This is a genomic window from Balneola sp., from assembly GCA_002694685.1.
Taxonomy (GTDB): Bacteria; Bacteroidota; Rhodothermia; order Balneolales; family Balneolaceae; genus Gracilimonas.
This window is the reverse complement of the sequence record NZMW01000004.1, coordinates 37,242-58,097: the sequence shown is the minus strand read 5'-3', so window position 1 is coordinate 58,097 and position 20,856 is coordinate 37,242. Positions and strand designations below refer to the sequence as shown.

19 protein-coding genes and 1 tRNA gene are annotated in these 20,856 nt (G+C 42.9%); 12 read left to right on the top strand and 8 right to left on the bottom strand.

The annotated features are described in order from the left end of the window. Window positions 1-85: 85 nt before the first annotated feature. Window positions 86-865, bottom strand: a complete 780-nt coding sequence (locus tag CL667_05820) for a short-chain dehydrogenase (protein MAL17208.1) — start codon at window positions 863-865, stop codon at window positions 86-88. A gap of 131 nt (window positions 866-996) precedes the next feature. Between CL667_05820 and CL667_05815 the strand changes: the two genes are divergently transcribed. After that, window positions 997-1,239, top strand: coding sequence for a hypothetical protein (locus CL667_05815; protein MAL17207.1), 243 nt, complete (start codon window positions 997-999; stop codon window positions 1,237-1,239). A 136-nt stretch (window positions 1,240-1,375) separates the two neighbouring features. On the opposite strand, the gene CL667_05810 is transcribed toward CL667_05815, so the two are convergent. After that, window positions 1,376-2,707 carry a ribonuclease gene (locus tag CL667_05810; protein ID MAL17206.1) on the bottom strand — a complete coding sequence of 444 codons (1,332 nt, stop codon included), beginning with the start codon at window positions 2,705-2,707 and terminating at the stop codon, window positions 1,376-1,378. A gap of 194 nt (window positions 2,708-2,901) precedes the next feature. Beyond that, a complete protein-coding gene (locus CL667_05805) occupies window positions 2,902-3,675 on the bottom strand; it encodes a hypothetical protein (GenBank protein MAL17205.1) in 774 nt (257 codons plus the stop codon). A 117-nt stretch (window positions 3,676-3,792) separates the two neighbouring features. Here CL667_05805 and CL667_05800 point away from each other — a divergent pair, with 117 nt between their 5' ends. The 3 genes from CL667_05800 to CL667_05790 all read left to right on the top strand — a co-directional run bounded on the left by CL667_05800 (window position 3,793) and on the right by CL667_05790 (window position 6,343). Beyond that, window positions 3,793-5,301, top strand: coding sequence for an aldehyde dehydrogenase family protein (locus CL667_05800; GenBank protein MAL17204.1), 1,509 nt, complete (start codon window positions 3,793-3,795; stop codon window positions 5,299-5,301). A gap of 202 nt (window positions 5,302-5,503) precedes the next feature. After that, window positions 5,504-6,010, top strand: coding sequence for a hypothetical protein (locus tag CL667_05795; GenBank protein MAL17203.1), 507 nt, complete (start codon window positions 5,504-5,506; stop codon window positions 6,008-6,010). Between the two features lie 123 nt (window positions 6,011-6,133). Next, window positions 6,134-6,343 (top strand): hypothetical protein, encoded by a 210-nt coding sequence (locus tag CL667_05790; GenBank protein MAL17202.1) that lies wholly within the window; start codon window positions 6,134-6,136, stop codon window positions 6,341-6,343. Between the two features lie 120 nt (window positions 6,344-6,463). On the opposite strand, the gene CL667_05785 is transcribed toward CL667_05790, so the two are convergent. Genes CL667_05785 through CL667_05770 form a run of 4 tightly spaced genes read right to left on the bottom strand, consistent with a single transcriptional unit; the run spans window position 6,464 to window position 10,051 of the window. Next, window positions 6,464-7,330, bottom strand: a complete 867-nt coding sequence (locus CL667_05785; protein ID MAL17201.1) for a hypothetical protein — start codon at window positions 7,328-7,330, stop codon at window positions 6,464-6,466. 6 nt (window positions 7,331-7,336) lie between these two features. Next, entirely contained in the window at window positions 7,337-8,677 is a 1,341-nt protein-coding gene (locus tag CL667_05780) for an aspartate aminotransferase family protein (GenBank protein MAL17200.1), read from the bottom strand. Continuing rightward, complete coding sequence (locus tag CL667_05775; protein MAL17199.1) at window positions 8,677-9,552, bottom strand: hypothetical protein; 876 nt, start codon at window positions 9,550-9,552, stop codon at window positions 8,677-8,679. Before CL667_05775 ends, CL667_05780 begins: the two co-directional genes overlap by 1 nt. Window positions 9,553-9,568: 16 nt before the next feature. Further along, window positions 9,569-10,051 carry a hypothetical protein gene (locus CL667_05770; GenBank protein ID MAL17198.1) on the bottom strand — a complete coding sequence of 161 codons (483 nt, stop codon included), beginning with the start codon at window positions 10,049-10,051 and terminating at the stop codon, window positions 9,569-9,571. Between the two features lie 143 nt (window positions 10,052-10,194). On the opposite strand from CL667_05770, the gene CL667_05765 reads away from it, so the two are divergent. The 8 genes from CL667_05765 to CL667_05730 all read left to right on the top strand — a co-directional run bounded on the left by CL667_05765 (window position 10,195) and on the right by CL667_05730 (window position 17,338). After that, a complete protein-coding gene (locus tag CL667_05765; protein MAL17197.1) occupies window positions 10,195-10,506 on the top strand; it encodes a hypothetical protein in 312 nt (103 codons plus the stop codon). Then, complete coding sequence (locus tag CL667_05760) at window positions 10,499-11,677, top strand: hypothetical protein (GenBank protein ID MAL17196.1); 1,179 nt, start codon at window positions 10,499-10,501, stop codon at window positions 11,675-11,677. The genes CL667_05765 and CL667_05760 overlap by 8 nt, the downstream gene beginning before the upstream one ends. A 48-nt stretch (window positions 11,678-11,725) precedes the next feature. After that, window positions 11,726-11,799: transfer RNA gene (locus CL667_05755), tRNA-Gln, on the top strand. A gap of 99 nt (window positions 11,800-11,898) precedes the next feature. Then, window positions 11,899-12,831, top strand: coding sequence for a ribose-phosphate pyrophosphokinase (locus CL667_05750; GenBank protein MAL17195.1), 933 nt, complete (start codon window positions 11,899-11,901; stop codon window positions 12,829-12,831). A gap of 19 nt (window positions 12,832-12,850) precedes the next feature. Next, window positions 12,851-13,570: a 50S ribosomal protein L25 gene (locus CL667_05745; GenBank protein MAL17194.1), complete on the top strand. Its 720-nt coding sequence runs from the start codon at window positions 12,851-12,853 to the stop codon at window positions 13,568-13,570. Window positions 13,571-13,615: 45 nt separating this feature from the next. Then, on the top strand, window positions 13,616-14,173 hold the full coding sequence (locus CL667_05740; protein ID MAL17193.1) for an aminoacyl-tRNA hydrolase: 558 nt from the start codon (window positions 13,616-13,618) through the stop codon (window positions 14,171-14,173). 60 nt (window positions 14,174-14,233) lie between these two features. Continuing rightward, the gene (locus tag CL667_05735) at window positions 14,234-16,459 is read left to right on the top strand and encodes a sodium-translocating pyrophosphatase (GenBank protein ID MAL17192.1); all 2,226 of its coding nucleotides are present in this window, start codon (window positions 14,234-14,236) and stop codon (window positions 16,457-16,459) included. A 207-nt stretch (window positions 16,460-16,666) separates the two neighbouring features. Further along, window positions 16,667-17,338: a hypothetical protein gene (locus tag CL667_05730; GenBank protein MAL17191.1), complete on the top strand. Its 672-nt coding sequence runs from the start codon at window positions 16,667-16,669 to the stop codon at window positions 17,336-17,338. Window positions 17,339-17,404: 66 nt separating this feature from the next. Here the strand turns inward: CL667_05730 and CL667_05725 are convergent, their stop codons facing one another. Continuing rightward, on the bottom strand, window positions 17,405-20,743 hold the full coding sequence (locus CL667_05725; protein ID MAL17190.1) for an amidohydrolase: 3,339 nt from the start codon (window positions 20,741-20,743) through the stop codon (window positions 17,405-17,407). Window positions 20,744-20,856: the final 113 nt, after the last annotated feature.

The window sequence follows — 20,856 nt, the reverse complement described above, 5'->3', positions numbered from 1 at the left end:
GAATTAGTATTTCTTTCAATATCCCCAATGTTAAGCGGGAGCACAATCATTCAATATTCAGTATTGAATGTTCAATGTTCGATATTCAACCCCGCTTTTCTTGCATCTTCTTAACGGTAGAGAGTACCATTTTTCGGGGAGCCAATGGAATCAGATATTCCAGTTGAATTTTCAAACTCAGATCATTGATGGCAATTAGCTTTCCCTTCATCATCGCTTCATAGCCTACTTCAGCCACCGACCGGGAAGTGGCGGCGTTTTTAAATAAATCTGTTCCTTCTAAATCAGCTTCTTCAGCAAATTCTGTTTCTACGGGTCCCGGGCACAAGGCTGTGCAGGTGACATCGGTATCCATCAGCTCACCGGCAATGCCCTGACTCAATGAAACAACGTAAGCTTTGGTTGCATAGTAAACGGCTTGAAGCGGTCCGGGGAGTAATCCCGCGGTACTCGCTACATTTAAAATCCTGCCGCTGTTTCGCTCAACCATCCATGGTAAAAATAATCGGGTAAGTTTTGTCAAAGCCTTAATATTCAAATCTATCATCCGCTGCTGATACTCGTCATCCTGCTCGTGAAAATATCCATGACCGCCAAAACCGGCATTATTAATCAGGTATTCTACATTAATTCCTTCTCTCTTGATCTCCTCATGAATTTCCTCACAAGCATTTTCAGCAATCAGATCTTTAGCAATAACCTTTACTTTTACACTATATTTGGCCTCCAGCTCTGTTTTCAATTCCTTGAGTTCATGATCGCGCCGGGCAACAATAATTAAATCGCTCCCTTTTTCAGCATGAATAGTGGCGAGATCTCTTCCAATTCCGCTGGATGCTCCGGTGATAAGTGCTGCTTTTTGCATGTGTGATTTTTGGGGGATTATTGTCTTTAATTGATGAATCTTTATAAAGGAAGGTTTTTTTAGCCTCTTTATCTAATCTCCTTTACCTTTCAGCTAACGCTTATTTCAAAACAAACATTTAGATTTAGCCTATGAAAACCATTGCTCAGCTTACTTACATTCCTTTATCAGAAGAAGATCCTCGTGAAAAAGTTCAAGACTTGCTCGAACATCTGGCTCAATATGATGTTGAAATTGAGGTAGGCTATTTGTCAACTACGGTAATTGGGGCTCCGAAAACTATTTTTGAGATTATCGAAGATCTCTACGACACCATGTCTCTGGAAAGTGAGAAGTTCCGTTTTCATATAGAATTGCTTAGTCCTGAGAAATAGGTTTTAGGGGCAAGGTGTAAGGTTTTAGTTTCATTAGTCATCCTGAGGATACCTCCGAAGGATCTGCAAAAGTTAGACACGTGAAGATTCTTCGCTATCGCTCTGAATGACTTAACTAAAACCTTGTCCCTACCCCCTATAAAAGTTTTGAAGCCAGGTTCGCCAGATCAGAGCGCTCTCCTTTTTCAAGGTTGATGTGCGCATATAGCTCATTGTTGTGCATTCGATCTACCAGATAACTCAGCCCGTTACTTTGGGCATCCAGGTAAGGCGTATCAATCTGGAAGATGTCTCCTGTAAAGACCACTTTCGTATTCTGTCCTGCTCTAGTAATAATGGTTTTGACCTCATGTGGAGTCAGGTTTTGAGCCTCATCAATAATAAAAATCACATTTGAGAGACTCCTCCCTCTAATGTAAGCCAAAGGCACAATCCGGAGTTTGTCCGTTTGCAGCATCTCGTCAATTTTCTTGAACTGCTTGCTGGTTTCTTTGTACTGATTTTTGATATAGCTCAGGTTATCCCAAAGCGGCTGCATGTAAGGATCTATTTTAGCATTTGCATCCCCGGGCAGAAATCCAATGTCTTTATTGCTCAACGGAACAATCGGCCGTGCCAGATAAATTTGTTTGAAGTTACTTCGCTGCTCAAGCGCGCTGGCAAGTGCTAACAATGTTTTCCCGGTTCCAGCTGCACCGGTTATGGTACTGCATAAAATGTTAGGGTTTTGAAGGGCATGCATCGCAAAAGTCTGCTCTGCATTTTTGGGCTGAATGCCATATGCATTCGTTTTTTCCACCACTTCCACATGCTTACTCTTAGCATTATACCAGCCCAGCGCAGACGACCCGTGGCTTTTCATGATGTAGTAGTGATTGCAAAGAGGGTCGCCTTCCATCAGGTCAGCAGGTTTAATTTTCCCTTTCTCATAAAACTTACTGATCACCGAAGGATCTTCGATTTCGAGCGTTGTCTTCCCCTTGTACAAATGCTCAATATCCTGAATCCGAATCGTTTCATAATCTTCTGATTCCAGATTCAGTGCACGGGCTTTCAGCCTTAGATTGATATCCTTGGAAACTAAAATAACCTTTTGATTGGGGTTTTCTTCTTTGAGGTGAAGAGCGGCGTTGATAATGCGATGATCATTCTTATCCGAACCGTACACTTTGGTGGCATCCAAAGAGTTCTTGCCGTTGGTGATAACCCGAAGTTTTCCGTGCGACCGGCCATTCATTGGAATCCAGTCCTGAAGCATATTGTCATCCGATATACCATCCAAGTACCGGATAAATTCCCGAGCATGTAGATTAATTACGTTGTTTCCTTTTTTAAAAGTATCCAGCTCTTCAAGAACTGTGATGGGAATTGCTACATCATTTTTCTCAAAGTTTCTAACTGCTTCATAGTCATATAAAAGAACGGAAGTGTCGAGGACGAAGATCTTCTTAGATTTCTTCTTAGGCATAGATGAGATGGTTTAATTAGTCTTGCCAGTGTACCAGCCATTTGTCTGTAGTCGATGATTGAAAAGAACGGCTCTCGAAATAAAGCTAAAGCCCAACCCATATGCAACGGGTGGAAAAGATTTAATCCAATTTTAATGGGGAGGTTTTTGAGGATCTTGATATGGTGATTAGGTGATATAGTATTCCCACCATATCACCTAATCACTTTATCACTCAAACACCACAGAGCAATACTTACCGCCACCCCCGCATTCAAACTCTCAACCTTATCCTGTCCGGGAGCCGATTCTATCCTGACTTTCTTTCTTCCCGAGTTCAATAAATTCGGGCTGATTCCATTTCCCTCATTCCCCACAACAATAATCGTTTTTTCTGCGGGTTGAACCGATCCGAGCTTCACACTATCCGCTCCGCCATCCAGCAGCAGGACTTCCCATCCTGATTTTTCCAGCTCTCCAAAAACACCTTCTAGCTCTCCACTGAACACCGGAATACTCCCCGTTGCCCCGGCCGTACTTCGAACTACTTTCGGGTGATACACATCCACACTCCCCTTTCCGGCAACTAAAGCCTTTGCTCCAAACCAGGCCGCTGTTCGCAAAATCGTACCCATATTTCCAGGGTCTTGAATAGCATCCGTAGCAACAATTATTCCGGAATCGCCGGCCAATTTCTCAGGCTGAATTTCTTCCGGCATCTTACACAGTGCCAAAACCCCTTGTGGACTTTCTGTATCAGCCACCTCAAACAATACATCCTCTTCTATCAAAACACTGAAAGCTGTCAGCTGATCGCTGATCGCTTTCCCATCAAGCACAAATATAGTCTCCACTTCCACCAGGCCATTTTCAACAACCTGCTCAACCGCCCGCTCCCCTTCAACTACAAACCGCTGTTCTTTTTCGCGGTACTTTTTGCGTCCGAGTTTGCGAAGTAATTTTATCTCATTGTTAGATGCTTTTCTCATACATCAAGAATACAGAACTCAGGATTCAGAATACAGTAATTAAAGTGAGGTTTGACTGCTGTATTCTGACACCTGACTTACCTATCTTCACCAAAAAACAACAGATAAATTATCGTTATGGAGTTTCTGAAGGCATTAGGCATCGAAGGCATCAATCCCGGAACTAGTACGGGGCGCAAACATCATGAAAGCAAAAACACGATCAGCAGTTTTACCCCTACTGATGGAAAGAAAATTGCGACCGTTGGTGTAACAACCCGCGAGCAATATGACAGTGTCGTAGAAGAAGCACAAAAGGCTTTTGAAGTATGGCGTGAAATGCCGGCTCCACAACGCGGCGAGATTGTCCGGCAGATCGGGGACAAACTTCGCGAATTCAAGGAGCCGCTTGGGAAACTGGTCACCTACGAAATGGGTAAAATCTATCAGGAAGGTCTGGGCGAAGTTCAGGAAATGATTGATATCTGTGATTTTTCAGTCGGTCAGTCCCGAATGCTTTACGGGAATACCATGCATAGCGAGCGTCCTCAACACCGTATGTATGAGCAATGGCACCCCCTTGGGATTGTGGGCATCATTTCGGCATTCAACTTCCCGGTTGCTGTGTGGAGCTGGAATGCTATGCTTGCTGCTGTCTGTGGCAACGTGATGATCTGGAAAGGCTCCGAAAAGACGCCATTGTGCGGAGTTGCGGTTCAAAAAATTGTTGCTAAAGTTCTGAAAGAAAATGACCTCCCTGAAGGTATTTTCAACTTGGTTACCGGAGACCGGGAAGTCGGCGAATGGATGACTGAAGACAGTCGTATTCCATTGATTTCAGCAACAGGCTCCATCAGAATGGGTAAAGAAGTCGCCAAAACTGTGGGCGGTCGATTAGGAAAAACCATTCTCGAATTGGGCGGAAATAACGCCATCATCATCTCCGAAAATGCCGATCTTGAGATGGCTATTCGAGCAACCGTCTTTGGTGCGGTAGGAACTTGTGGTCAGCGCTGCACCAGCACCCGCCGGCTGATTATACACGAATCGGTGTACGATCAGGTGAAAGAACGGCTGCTCAGTATCTATGAGAATATAACTATTGGTGATCCTCTGGATGAAAGCACTTTGGTCGGACCTATGATCGATCAGGCTGCAGTGGATCAGATGCAGAAGGCACTTAAAGAAATCGCTAAAGAAGGCGGAACGGTAATCACCGGCGGCGAGCCTCTTGATGAAGATGGGTTTTATGTAAAGCCGGCTATCGCTGAAGTGGAGAATCATTACGACATCGTTCAGGAAGAGACTTTTGCTCCTATCCTCTATCTCATCAAATACAAAACCATGGATGAAGCGATGAAATATCACAATGGTGTGAAGCAGGGACTAAGCTCCGCCATGTTTACCCTGAATATGCGTGAAGCTGAAAATTTCCTGAGTGCCCATGGCTCTGACTGTGGAATTGCCAACATCAACATTGGAACAAGCGGTGCTGAGATTGGTGGTGCTTTTGGAGGCGAAAAAGAAACCGGTGGCGGACGTGAATCCGGCTCCGATGCCTGGAAAGCATACATGCGCCGACAAACCAACACCATGAACTGGGGCGATTCGTTGCCGTTAGCTCAGGGTATCGACTTTGATGTTTAGGGCTTAGTCACAACCCAAATTATCAAATATTGTCATCCCGAGTGCAAAGTAAAGAATAAAGGATTATGAGCTTGAACACGAGGGATCTCAAGTTCTAAATTACATCCTAATACAAACTTTGAGATCCTTCGCGAAAACCAACTTTGGCCTATTTGTTCATTTAAGCGCTCAGGATGACATTCTTGTCCCTTAAATAGTATTTATGATAAACGAAGCGCAAAAATTAATCACCCACTTCGACCTTCAGGAACACCCTGAAGGCGGCTATTTCAAAGAAACCTATCGTAGTGAGGGTGAAATTCCGGAGGGAGTTCTTCCCGAAGAATTTGAAGGAGATCGAAATTATTCCACCGGTATCTACTTTCTCCTCACTTCCGATGCTTTTTCAGCTTTCCATAAAATCTACCAGGATGAAATGTGGCACTTTTATCAGGGTTCGTCGCTTACCATTCATATGATTAGTCCCGATGGTAAATATTCAAAGCAGGTTATTGGGTTGAACTTTGATGAGGGTGAGCTTCCTCAATTCACAGTTCCTAAAGAATACTGGTTTGCCGCGGAAGTGAATGAGCCTGACAGCTATACCTTTGTGGGATGCACGGTCTCACCCGGCTTTGATTTTCGGGATTTTGAGTTGGCGGAAAAAGATGCACTAACCAACCTTTATTCTAACCATTCAAAAATTATCGGAAGACTTACACGAAGCTAAACCCTCGTAATTCAAAAAGTACTCCTAGCCCAACTTTAGCCTTAATCATCCAAAGGACGGGCATTTTGTTTTTGATTCTGTTTTTCGGATAATAGAGTTAATGCTAAACCAAATGATCTGATTATGAATAAGTTTCTTCTCTTTCTCCGTGGATGTGCACTTGGTATTTTATTCTTCGGTATCATTCTTTTCTTTTCAGATGGTGGCCTTCTTGGTGAAAAATCCTTAAGCCACATCCTTGCGATTATTGGTGGCATTCTTCTTTTCGGTTATAGCTCTATGAAATTTCCGGAAGAGTTTTGGAAAGCTTGGCTTCCTAAAAAAGAAGCTTAGGCTTCAATTTTCTATTCAGCTGGTTAGCTCTTCAACAAATTCAGCTTGCTCGGGTATCATTTCACAGCTTAACAGAGCCTGATATCAAGATAAGTGGTAGGTATAGAATCAGAAATCACGCTATACAAAAAATTTCATCCAGCCAAGTGTTACAAATAGTAGTATGAGGCGATAGGTTTGAATCAGGGGTATGAAAGCGGCATTTAGTAAAATAACTTTCCCTGCTTTTTTCCATAGACTACCCGCAAAAAAGTCACGGTACAGAAAAAACGCATAGATATTAAGGATTAAAAGCAACGTAACTGATAAGCTCATCTCAGATATCAAATCCATCATTCCCGAAATCTCAAATTGTGTTGAAATCAATAAGTACGTTCCGGGTAGCACGGAGCACAAAATAAAAACCAGAAAAGCACTCAATACTAAGTTGTAATTAATATGATGCAGGAATGGCTTTTTCTCCCTTAAGCTCAGGTTCAGTATCCATGTAGCTCCTGAAAAAAGTAAAGGAATGAGAACCAGCAATGCCTTTGAAAGTATCTGAGTCAGCTCATCATATTCTACAGCAAATTCAGTATAGTTCAAACCAGATGCCGCAATGAATGAGTCAATAAAACCTTTGGTGTATTCGCTGTAAGGAAGCCGATTCAGCTGAGTATCTAATGAAGTTTTAAAGGTATCTACGGCTGGAAATATAAAGTAAAAGGCATTGGCAAGAATGAAAACCTTGATAGGTGAAAGATATTTTTTTCGTGCTCCGGATAAATACTCAGTCACATATTGATGTGGCTTAATAAGAAAAGCTTTAAAGGTATTCAGGAAGCTGTTTTCAAAATTGAGCCAGCCACTTAAAAATTCATTGAATAGAACGGTGACTTTATGATCTTTCTCAGATAGCTTCCGCTGCCCACATTGTGGACAATATGAGGTATTAAATGGCTCATAACCACAGTTTGGGCATTTTTCAATATCGACCAATTCCGCCATGGCCGACTATATAACTTTTTCAATCCTTTGGAGCAACTCCTCCGCAAAAGATTTCTGCTCCGGTTTCATAAACACGCTCCTCAAAATAGTGACCTGCTCCGAATCCACTTCATATTCCGGATGCAGCCGATGAAAAGTATCCGCCTGTATTTTATATAGCGAAAGGTAAAACGACTGCTCTCTCATCCCCGCATCAAACACCTCTTTTGACTTCGCTGAAATCTCTGATGTCGAACTTACATTGGCTGGGAAATATCCTAAGATATCTAATTCCGGTTTTTTGAAAGCCTTCAGCTTTTCGCTCTTTTCCAGCAATTCGTACATATTCCGAGCCGCTTGCAAGCACTTTTTAAGAACCGGTCCAAAACCCTCTTCTTCCTTTAAAGGAAACATCTGTAGCGTTGCCCAAAAAGCTACGGCTGCAGCTCCGGCTCTTGAACATTCCAGACTTATCTCCCCTAAGTGTAAATCATCGGAGGTAAAATAGGTGTATGGCGAATCGTGTTTATAAAACTTCCCAACAGCCGGATCTTTAAATAGTACACATCCACAACCATAAGGCTGCAATCCATGTTTATGAGGGTCCACAACTATGCTGTCGGCTTCCTCCATCAACCTCCAGGAAGTACCATCAATGATATCTGAATCCTTTAGCGCTCGGAAAAAACCGCCATAAGCCGCATCAATATGAATTCGAATTCCGTGTTCCTTTGCCCAGGGTAAAATCTGATCCAGCGGTTCAACTTCTCCCAGTCCGGTAGTTCCAAGCGTTACAACTATAGTCCCAATTTCTTTTGGGTTGATGGCATCGAGATCAAACTGACCATTTTCTTGAACCGGCACTTTCAATCCTTCAACCCGCAAAACGCCACACATTCGTCCATGGGTGTAATGAGAGTTTTCGGAAAAGGCGATTTTCTTCTTTGGATGAGATTCTCGTGCTACCCAAAGGGCTTCAAGGTTTGCAATGGTACCGCTGGCTGTTAAATGCCCAAGAAAACTATCTCCATATCCAAAGAAATTAGCTAATTCAGCGACCGCCTCTTTTTCCATCTCTGAAGATGGCGGACCACCATCCAGCGCGTGGTTATTGGGATTGATGGACATCGCCATAGCATAAGCCGCCCAGGTTAGTGGGTGTGGTGGCTTCAGCATTTGCCCGGCATAAACCGGATGATGAAAAGGGAAATTACATTTCAGGCGCTGGACCAATCTGCTGAAAACTTGCTCGACTTTTTCATCAGAAATAGAAAGCGTGGGATCTGTTTCCCACGCTCCAAAAGAGTTTTTCCATTCTGAGATTTGACTCAGAGCTTGATCTAATTTCTTTTTCGAAGATTCATCCATTAGTAAAGATTTACAGAAACACCGGCAGAAAGCACTTGTTTGAGCTGCACTTCGCTTGAAAAGTCATTGTCATACCGAAGCTCAAATTGGAAAGAAGCACTTACCACATTATTGATTTGTCCGACCAGCTCATTTCCCCAGGCTACGTCCGTCTCGCTAATGGGAATCAAGAAGTTCGTAAAAGTCTCAAGGCTGCTGGAATACAAAATATTTTCAGCAATCGCTTTCTCGAAATTAATACCGGTCGTCAAACCACCCTCACCCCTAAAATTATCGCCTTGATTCAGTCCATAATTTGGAGCCAGCTCGCCATCACTGATTATTGTTTGTTTCAGTCCAAGACCTGCCTCAAAAATAAAACTCTGGGTGGGTGCATACGCTAAACCAATTCCTTCATTGAAATAACCAGGCGCCATGAAATTTGAGATAAGAGAGTCACCACCGGCCACTTTGGCATCGTAATTAAAACCTCGGTCAAACTGGGTTTTAAAGCCTATTACACCATATGCAGAAAGCGTACCATCCTCTTCAAATGTATAGGTAAATCGATTTCGAATAGAAATAAGATCATCAGTCTTACGAACACCATCACCATTAATGCGTGCTTGTCCGTACTTTAGATTAGTTCGGAACCCATAGGCGAACTTTCCATCCCGAAAAAGGAGAGTAAATACTGAAGATCCTGTTCCACTTACTGAGCTTACCCCACCCTGAGACCAGTTACTATAGGCCGCTTGTGACCCATTAAGGCTGGCTACCCATTGTTGTTCCCATCCATTTAAGGTATCAGGAATTGACACTGTTTGAGCTGATGTACCGGTCGCTATAAAAAGTGCAACGATTAATGATAAAATTGATTTAATCTTAGAATCCATCTTGTTCATTTAGTATTTATTGGTTTTTAAATAATATTGCTTGATCCAGACTTCCATCTTTCAGCATTACTTCAATATGCTCGCCTAGCTTTGTAGGTAATGTAAGACCTGTTAAATCGGTTCTTAAAGGATACTTTCGATGTCCGCGATCCAACAGGGCCGCAATTTCGATACTGGTTGGTTCATATACATTGCAAACTGCAGAAAGAGCCCGGAACATTGTTTTACCTGAAAAAATCACATCATCAACAAGCAGCACAAATGTATCGTTGCAGTCTGGCAGGTTATTCTGTGAAGTACTTCCCTGAACATCATATCTATGAACAGTGATTTTTGTTTCCATCAGCTTTTGGAGTTGCTCAACCAAGAGTTGTGCCGTCGCCTCTCCACGCTCATTAATCCCAATTACAATAAGCTCATTTTCACTTTCCTTACTTAAGCGTTCCCATGTTTGAATCGCCATTCGTTTAATTGAGCGCTCTATTCGGGCACGATCCATTAAAACAATCTGCTTTTTCATATCCTCTATTTAGATTTCACTCCAAGGTAGCGTTTTCTGCACTTAGTGTTAAAAATATCAAAAAAATTAGGGTGAATTTCTTACATTAACAGTGTTAACCTAAACCTTAAAAAGAGAGATTTATGAAACGATTAATTGGAACCGTATTGGTTGGTGCTACTGCCTTTGCAGGTGGTGTTATTTCAGGACTTCTGCTAACACCAAAAAGCGGAAAGGTGAATCGCCGCTGGATTAGTATGCAAGGCAAAGAAACTAAAGACTGGCTGGAAGAAAAAGGCCGGAAGTTTAAACAAGAAAATGAGCACCGCATTGATAATTTTTCCAAAGGCGTTAAGAAGACCCTGAAAGATGCTGTTCCCAATCTCTATGAAGCCACTGAAAACCTTCACTTTTCTGAAGAAGAAGGGATTGAAGAAATAACACAGCATGGATAGTACCGGCTTTCAACATTCTGAAGCCTTCCTGCAGTGGATTTGGGAAAACCTGCTATTCGACTTTAGCCGGTTGGAAACCACTGATGGAAAACAAATACAGATTCTCGATCAGGGGAAATTGAATAATTCCGATGGTCCGGATTTCAAACGTGCCGCCATTGAAATTGACGGGTTAACCTGGCACGGGGATATTGAAATACATACTCAAAGTGAGCATTGGAATTCCCATGGGCACCATAATGATCCAAATTTTGATGCCGTCATACTGCATGTTGTTACAGATTACAGTGCCTCACCGGTTCAAACTCAAAATGGCAGCACTCCGAGTACCCTGAACCTATTGCCCTATCTTTCTCAGGAATTGCATCTTTTCTTAAAGAGTTTTGCCAGCCCTTCAGAACTGCCCTGCAGCTCAGGGCTCCATTTTATTTCCGAAGATGCTTTTTATGCTCAGATTGAGAAAGCTCATCATGAGTACTTTGAAAAAAAGTCCAATGACTTTATCCGATTTTATGATCCCAACCTGACACCATCCAAAGCCTGGAAACACGCTCTTGTTATTTCTCTCTGGGATGGGCTTGGGATTTCACACAACCGTGAACCAATGCAAACTACTGCAAAAGAGTTACTTGAAACGTGGGATGGACTCTCTGTTGAAGATGGGATTAAGATTGCTTTACAGATTGCCGGGCTCTCAGCTACTGATGCAAATACAGATTCACTTTTAGACTGGAGTTACAAATCAGTAAGACCGGCAAACCACCCAATAAAAAGAATTGAACAAGCCACATCAATCAGTCAGTTTATTTTAAACCAACCGTTTGAAGATTTTCTCACAAAAGACGCTCCTGATTTATGGAATAGCTGGCATCAAAAGTCCTCACTTAAAAATTCCGGACGCATGAAAATCCTCTATGGAACAGTTTTTTTACCGGCTCTATATATGCTTGGGAAATTGTTCGCATCTCATGCGTTAGCTGATGCTTCACTCTCAACATGGAAACATTTAAAAACACCAATACCACCAACTTTACTAAAAAAGTACACCTCACTAAATGTCGGCAACCCCGCTTATCGCAAAAAATTAGGCGCTGTTCACCAATTAAAAACCTATTGCGAGGCTTCTAGGTGCTCTGAATGTTTTGTACTAAAAAAAGCGATTCAGTCTTGATTGCTTTTAAAGTGATTTCTATCTTTGGAGTCTGTCAATGACACGTATTGCCCGGTCGTCTAATGGCAGGACACCTGGTTTTGGTCCAGGCAGTGGGGGTTCGAATCCTCCCCGGGCAACAATTAATACAAAGGATGACTGTTAAGCCATCCTTTTTGTTTATAAATCACTGATTCGATTTTAAACAATTTGTATGTAAACCTGAACTGAAGGCGCTCAAAGTGGACACACCTCTGGCGATTTTTTCCGGTACAAGTAACCCGGCTTTAGCAAGAGCAATTGCTGAAGAATATGGTACATCACTTGGTGATGTAACTATTAAGAAATTTTCGGATGGAGAACAGTACGTTAAGTACGAGCAAAGCATTCGGGGCGAAGATATTTTTGTAATACAATCTACTCCCCCTCCCGGTGATAACATTATTGAGTTATTGCTTTTGTTGGATGCCGCAAAACGAGCTTCAGTGAAGAGGGTTACAGCAGTAATTCCATATTTTGGCTATGCCCGCCAAGATCGCAAAGATCAGCCCCGGGTTTCAATAGGTTCAAAATTAATGGCAAACTTGCTGGTTAAAGCTGGCGCTGACCGAATCTTAACCATGGATTTGCACGCTGCTCAGATACAAGGATTTTTTGATATCCCGCTCGACCATTTATATGCGAGCCGGGCTTTTATTGATCACTTTACCTCGAATCCAATCGATAATTTGGTTGTGGTAGCTCCGGATGTAGGCAGTCTGAAAATGTCTCGTGCTTACTCCAAGAAGTTAGGAGCTAGTCTTGCTTTTATAGATAAAAGAAGACCTAAACCCAATCAATCCGAGATCATGAATTTGATTGGCGAGGTCGAAGGAAAGAATGTGTTAATTGTCGATGATTTGATCGACACCGCCGGAACGTTGACTAATGCAGCAGCTGCTTTGAAAGAAAGAGGTGCTTTAAACATTATTGCAATTTGTACACACCCGATTTTGTCGGGTCCGGCATTTCAGCGAATCGAAGATTCGCCCATTGACGAGTTGTTGGTAACAGATACAGTTCAGCTTCGCCAGCCTTCAGATAAGATTAAGGTGTTGAGCATTGCGAATATTTTTGCTGAAGCTATACAACGCATACATACTAACGACACTATCAGTGCACTGTTTGATAATTAATGATTAAGGTAAACGCATTATGGCATACCCAGAATTAGTAAAACTTGAAGGAAAAGTAAGAGATACCAGCAAACAAGCTAATAAAGCTCTCAGGGAAGAATTACGTGTTCCTGCTGTTCTCTATGGTCCCGAAGTTGAAGAAAACGTTCATTTCTCTATTGACGAGTTAGAGCTTGAGAAAATTTTACGCAAGCCTCAAACCAAGCTACAAGAACTTGTTGTTGACGGAAAAACCTACAAAACCCTTCTGAAAAGAACCGAATATGATCCTGTTACAGATCGTCCACTCCATGCTGACTTTTATGTATTGGCTGACGATCAAAAAGTAACACTCCGTGTTCCTATCAAAATTTCAGGAAATGCTAAAGGAGTTGTAGAAAACGGTGGCCGTGTATTTAAGCCAATGAATTTCATTCGTATCCGTGTTCTTCCAGCTGATATCCCTGCAGAATTTGAAATTGATATTTCACCTCTTGAAATTGGACAGTCATTCCATATTTCTGACTTAGAACTCGATGGTATTATTCCATTGGATGATCTAAGCCGAACTATCGTGACTATACGTCCTCCTAAAGGTGCTGACTTCCTCGAAAATCTTGTTGCAGGTATTGCTGATGAGACTGAAGAAGAAGCTGTTGCTGAAGGTGAAGAACTTGCTGAAGGCGAAGAATTGGCCGAAGGTGAAGAAGCTGCTGAAGGCGAAGAAGGTGCTGATTCTGAAGACAAAACAGAAGAATAGCATTCTCTTTTAATACGGAGAACCGAAACGTGATCCCCGCTTGATATGCCCCTTATTGTTGGACTAGGAAATATCGGGCAAGAATATGATGGGACACGTCACAACATAGGATTTGAAATTGTTGACGCAATCGCTGAAACTCTTTCCACAACATTTGGCCCAGGTAATGGGCCTTTTGTGGTTGCAGAGGGAAGGCACAGAGGGCGGAATGTAGTGCTTATAAAGCCAACTACTTATATGAATAAGAGTGGAGTCGCGGTACGAAAAGCTCTCTCTGAGTACAAAACTGATATAAGAGACTGCCTTATTGTTTACGACGATCTTAACCTGGATGTCGGGGATGTCCGGTTAAAATCTCAGGGCAGTGCAGGAGGCCATAACGGAATCTCCAGCATTATTGACCTTTTAGGCACTCGAGAATTTCCCCGATTGCGTTTTGGGATAGGAAATGATTTCCCCCGGGGCCGTCAGGTTGATTTTGTACTTTCGCCTTTTAACAATTCAGACCAAAAATATTTAGAAGAGGGCATTCAAAATGCCCATGATGCCTCCCTTTATTTTGCTCGGGAAGGAATCAACAAAACGATGAACAACTTTAATTAATGAATGCCGCCAGTGTTAACCTGTTGGCGCATCAAACATAAACTAACGTAACGGGAAACAATGCAAACTATAGTCTATTTAATACCGGTCGCCGGAGTCTTAGCGCTTCTGTACACCATATTCAAGTCATCTTGGGTATCTAAGCAGGAAATTGGAACAGAACGCATGGAACGTATCAGCAAGAGTATTGCGAGTGGCGCAATGGCTTTCCTAAAGGCTGAATATCGTGTTCTTGCCATTTTTGTTTTTGTAGTAGCTATCATACTTGGTTTAAGTGCTGATCCAACAACCTCAAGCTGGATGGTCGCCATCTCTTTTATTGTTGGTGCCATTTGTTCAGGATTGGCCGGATTTATTGGAATGAAAGTAGCAACCAAAGCAAATGTAAGAACAACTCAGGCAGCCCGTACCAGCCTTGGTAAAGGTCTTGAAGTTGCTTTTGCCGGTGGTTCTGTAATGGGATTAGCCGTTGTTGGCCTTGGTGTTCTTGGCTTAAGTTTGTTGTTTATCATTTTCGGAATGCATTTTGGACTTGAAGGAGCCGGTGCTGTTAACAAGGTATTAGCCGTTGTAACAGGATTTTCTTTTGGTGCTTCTTCTATCGCTCTTTTTGCTCGGGTAGGCGGCGGTATTTATACCAAAGCAGCTGATGTTGGTGCCGACCTTGTTGGTAAAGTTGAAGCAGGTATTCCTGAAGATCACCCCCTAAACCCTGCTACAATTGCAGATAACGTAGGTGATAACGTTGGCGATGTTGCCGGAATGGGTGCTGACCTTTTCGAATCTTATGTAGGTTCTATTATAGGTACAATGGTATTGGGTGCTGCTTTTATCGCAGGCGCCACCGTTGATGGAGCCGCTTGGGCTGATTCCTTTAACGGACTTTCTGCTGTAATTCTCCCTCTTGTACTTGCAGGTGTAGGAATCTTGACTTCCATTTTCGGAACCTTCTTTGTACGTGTTAAAGATGGTGGTGACCCGCAAAAAGCATTGAATCTTGGTGAATTCCTTTCTGCTTTTATTATGCTTGTAGCGTCCTTTTTCATTATCACCTGGATGCTTCCTGAAACATGGATGTTCAACGGTGAAACATATAACAGTACCGGAGTTTTCTGGGCTACTATATTTGGACTTGCTGCAGGACTTGGCATTGGCTTAATCACTGAGCATTACACTGGAACCGGAACTAAGCCGGTTTGGTCTATTGTAAAGCAGTCTGTAACCGGATCTGCAACAAACATCATCGCCGGATTAGGCGTTGGTATGATTTCAACTGCTATTCCTATTCTTATTATTGCAGTGGCAATTATCGGAGCTTACGAATTTGCAGGTCTTTACGGTATTGCAATTGCCGCAGTTGGAATGCTTTCAAATACTGGTATTCAGTTAGCAGTTGATGCATACGGACCAATTTCTGATAACGCCGGTGGTATAGCTGAAATGGCTGAATTAGAGCCGGAAGTACGTGAGCGTACTGACAAGCTGGATGCTGTTGGTAACACGACTGCAGCAATCGGTAAGGGTTTTGCAATTGGTTCTGCTGCCTTGACAGCTCTTGCTCTTTTTGCAGCTTTCATTACAGCATTTGAGGCTGTAAACCCTGGAGTAGAAGTGATTATTAGTGTTACTAATCCCTCCGTAATGGCTGCATTATTTGTTGGAGCAATGTTACCATTCTTATTCTCTGCACTTTCAATGAATGCCGTAGGCCGTGCAGCGATGAGTATGATCGAAGAAGTTCGCCGTCAGTTCCGCGATATTCCTGAATTGACAAAAGCTCTTGCTGCGATGAACAAAAACGAAGGCAAGAAATTAGCTGAATGGTCTGACGAAGATCGTACTACTTTTGAAGCTGCTGATGGAAAAGCTGAATACGAAAAATGTGTTGAGATCTCTACACAAGCATCTATTCGCGAGATGGTAGTTCCCGGACTATTAGCTGTAATTGTTCCCGTACTTTTCGGCTTTGTTCCTGGACTTATCAGTGACAGCCCAACACTTGGTGCTGAAATGCTTGGTGGACTTCTTGCTGGTGTAACTTCTGCAGGTGTTCTTATGGCTCTATTCCAGTCTAACGCTGGTGGTGCATGGGATAACGCTAAGAAAATGATTGAAGAGGGCGTAACCATCGACGGCGTTGAGTACGGCAAAGGCTCTGAGCCTCATAAAGCCGGTGTTGTAGGTGATACAGTTGGAGATCCTTTCAAGGATACTTCAGGTCCTTCGCTTAACATCTTGCTTAAGCTGATGTCAGTTGTTGCACTTGTTATTGCAACCATGATTTAAGCTTAGAAAGCACTTATTTTAAAGCCTCGCACATAAACTTATGTGCGGGGCTTTTTTGTTAGTTGAATCCATTACCTTTATTAGGTCATCCTGAGCATACTTACGAAGGATCTTCAAATACCTTTTTCAATGGTGAGGCAATATTATACTCGTGAAGATTCTTCGGCAGTAGCCTCAGAATGACTCAATTTGAAAAAACTTATCATTATGCCAAACACCGATATCTTCAAACTATTCTTCCACCACGACCAGCGACTGGATAAACTGGCGGACCGAAATGCGAACAAGAAGACCAATGAGATGGAATCGACACTCGCTGATTTCATGAAGCCGGATCCCACCTATTCTAAGTTTTACCTGACAGGTACTGATTTAGGAAAGGAACAATTCGGGCTAAACCGGATCTCCGGTTATCAAAAAGTGATTGATGCTTTAGAGAAAGCCTTCTCTAAGAAGAACGTATTTACTCAAGAAGGCAAGGTTGAATCAATTTCTGAAGCCATAGAAAAGCTCGAGCTTGGAGAAGTCTTTGTACTGACAGATAAGACAGAAATTGGATTGGATATCAAAGACCTTCATATTGATACCAACTCAAATGTAGGTCACCTTAAAGACGAGCTAAAAGAAGCTCTAGAAGATAAATTCATTGTTGTATATAAAGAGCAGGCCAAGAATGGTTTTGATTTACACCTATTCTCAAAGAAGAATATATACACCGATATGTTTTATCCCCTTCAGGAATTAGTCCCTGACAACTTCCGCTTCTTTAGCATTAACGGAAAAAAATTCAGATCCGAACGTCACTTCTATTTCGAAACGTGGACTCTCGACCGACCTCCCCACGGATTTGAAGAGGTATTTAAAGAGTCAGTTCTATAATTCTAAACTATTTATTCGTTAATCGTTATTCGTTAATCGCCCGCTCAACGAATAACGATTATACCATTAACGATCTACGCCTGGAACATCCATCGGCCCGGTGTTCTGCCACCAGAAGGTTGGGAGTTCTTTTTGATTAGGGAATACCTCATCAAGCGTTTCAGCTTCGTACAGATAGCCGTTTTTCATGATGTGAGAGATATCTGATGTGTTTCGAATATTATCCAGTGGATTGCTGTTCAGAATAACCAGATCAGCCAGTTTTCCTTCTTCAATGGAGCCAAGATCATCATCAAGACCAATTCCGTCAGCACCCTGAATAGTGGCTACTTTGAGGATGTCATGCTCAGAAATTCCTCCTGCTGCCATAGCCCATAATTCCCAGTGGTAGCCCAGTCCTTGTAACTGACCGTGACTTCCAACTCCGGCACGTCCGCCTGCTTCAACCAGATCTTTCACGAATACAGCCTGCTCTTCAAAAACATGCTCTTCTTCCATAAACCAACCGGCACCTCTTCTGCGGGTTCTTTCATCCAGATTTTGATGCGGCATAAAACGCTGAAGCTTTGGCTCGTCATGTGGGCGCTCAATTGCATAGAAATAATTCTCTGCCCAAGGTCCGCCGTAAGCCACTAAAAGTGTTGGTGTATAAACCGTTCTTGAGAAAGCTACCAAGTCTATGACATCATCATAAAGCGGGAAAATTGGGAATGAATGCTCATGACCCGGGTAACCATCAATTACCTGAGTCAGGTTTTCTTTGAAATCGAGGGCACCTTCAGTGGTTGGCATCAGCTCCTGCTCTTTGGCAGCCTGAATAATCCACTGGCGCTGCTCACGATTTCCGGCTCCATACATCTTGATGGTTTTGGTGTCGTAATACTTGCTGTATCTTTCCAGAACTTCACGGGCGTGATCCAGATCACTGATGTCTTCACTGCTAAATACGCCGGGACCCGTTGAATAAACGCGAGGACCCATAATTTTTCCACCTACCACTAAATCCTGATAGGTTAATACATCAGTGGTTGCTGTCTGGGGATCTCGAGTCGTAATAACTCCATAAGCAAGGTTCGTTAAATACGACCAGAATTCTCCTCGATGAAGATTTACAGGATGACGAAAGTGAGCATGAGTATCTACAAAACCAGGTACGATAGTTTTGCCATTCATATTCATGACCTCAGCGCCGGACGGAATTTCAACTTCACCCCGAGCACCAACCGCCGTAATTCTATTATTTACGATTACCAGATCTGCGTTCTCAATGATTTCATCACCATTCATCGTGATTACAGTAGCTCCTCTTAGAACCAAGGTTCCTTCCGGAATATCACGATCTGCCATTACAGAGATCTCAATTTCCTGAGGCTGATAGCCTTTATTCTCTTCAGGTTCTTCTTTCTCCTCTTCTTCCATCTCTTCGTCAGATTCTCCCTCTTCTTCAGCTTCCTCTTCCTTAGCCTCCTCCATTTCTTTAGCAGCTTCCACACTATCCTCATAGGCTTCTTCAGCATCGAAATCATAAATTACATGTGCGTTACCAATCGACCAATGCACTTTATTTGCGTCCCAGCTCCATGCAGGAAACTGTCCGCCAATATCAGTAAGCTGCTTACTTGGAAATGAGCTGGAAGACCCTCCTACTCTGATACTCGGAGCATCACCGCCTACTTTTGGCACTGTTACTACAAACAGATCGTTTCGGATCTGTGCCAGTGCCTGATCTCCTTCCGGAGCCATTCGTATCCAAGAGGCGTTACCACCTCCGCTTCGGGAGACTTCAAGAATCTCTTTCTCATCAGTACCATCCCAACGAATAGAAACAAGTCCACCCCAGCTGGAAAGGAAAATTCGGTCATTACCTTTTACAAAATGGGGATTACCTCTGTTGTTAGTAAAAGTGATGAAGTTATTCTCGCTACCATCGGCATCAATCCAGATTAAGTCACTGGTTCCCTGAAAAGCAGAGCGACGGGTTGCATTTCGGAAATCCTGAGGCTGACCCTTGATCAACACAATTCGGCTTCCATCGTTATTCCAAACCGGATCCTGGAAAACACCTTCTTCCTCATTAAGTTGCTGAAGTCGGCGACCATTCGGGCGGACTTTATATAATTTCCCGCTTTCAGGAGTCCACGATACAAATGCAATCCATTCTCCATCAGGTGACCATACCGGCTGTGCCTGAGTTTCATCCAGATCTACTAATTTCTTAGGCTCACCATCCGGCAGAACCATGGTATAAACTTCATTCAATGCAGTAAAAGCGATCTTCTTCCCGTCTGGTGAAGGGACTGCATCCCGAATTTGTGTAATTTCAAACTGCGGAGTGTCTTCGATCGGATAATCGAAATCGAGCTCCGGACCCAGCTCAATAGTCGCCTCAACTGAAAACGGAATCTCAACGGCATCTCCACCATCAATAGGTAGTTTCCAGATTTTGCCACCGTAAGAAGCAACTACATGCTTGTTATCCGGGGTGAATGACATTCCGGGCAGAACATCACGAGAAGCCCGCGACTCCTGATCATCATGCTGTACAGGATAGGCCAGCCAGCTTTCATCACCTGTTTCCAGTTCTCTTTTTACTAAACCGGTATGCTCATCGTGGCGAGATGCATATACCAGCCATTTGCCATCACTTGAAAGTGTTGGCCGGAAAGAAGAACCATATCGGTCAGACTGTACCGTAATTTCACCGGTTTCGCGGTCATAAGTCGCAATCTGATATTGTGGCATGCTGGCGTTATAATTCCAGGTTCCAAAACGACGAGAGAACCAAACATATCTATCGTCTGCTCCAAAAGCTCCTTCCAACATTCTCAGGTTACCAGGCTCATCTGTTAAAGCAACACCGGAACCACCATCCACATGGTACATCCATATTTTGTGGTTACCCGGATCATCTTTAGAAGCAATTACATATTTGCCATCAGGCATCCATTCCGGCGACTGGTATTCATTATCCTTCCCCTTTGTAAGCTGCTCTTTCTCTTCGGTCTCAATGTCATAAATCCAAACACCCTCTCCACCTGAAGCATCAGAAATAAACACGATTTTGTTCCCATCCGGGCTATATCGGGGCTGACTGTCAAACTGCATACCGCTTGTAATCTGTGTCGCTTCTCCACCATTCATAGGTATGGTATAGAGATCACCCAGATAATCAAAAACGATGGTTTGTCCGTCAGGGCTTACATCCAGAGCAATCCACGAACCTTCATCTAAATCAAAAGAAAACTCCCTACCCGGTTCAAGGGGTAAATCGTTGTTCTTTTCTTCTTCGGTGCTGTCGGCATCCGCTTCAGCATCTTGGGCAAAACTGAGCTGCGGCATAATCGCTGCAATCAGAAGCATCATTAAAAATTTCATTCCTTTTGAAAAAAGTTCGTTCAGTTTCATAGTGTTTGTCGCTTTTTGAATTGAGAGGTAGAATCTAAAAAAATTGCGGAACCACCCCAATCGTTTTACAAGTATATACATGTCCTTTGAGAGACATCAAAATCATAAAACCA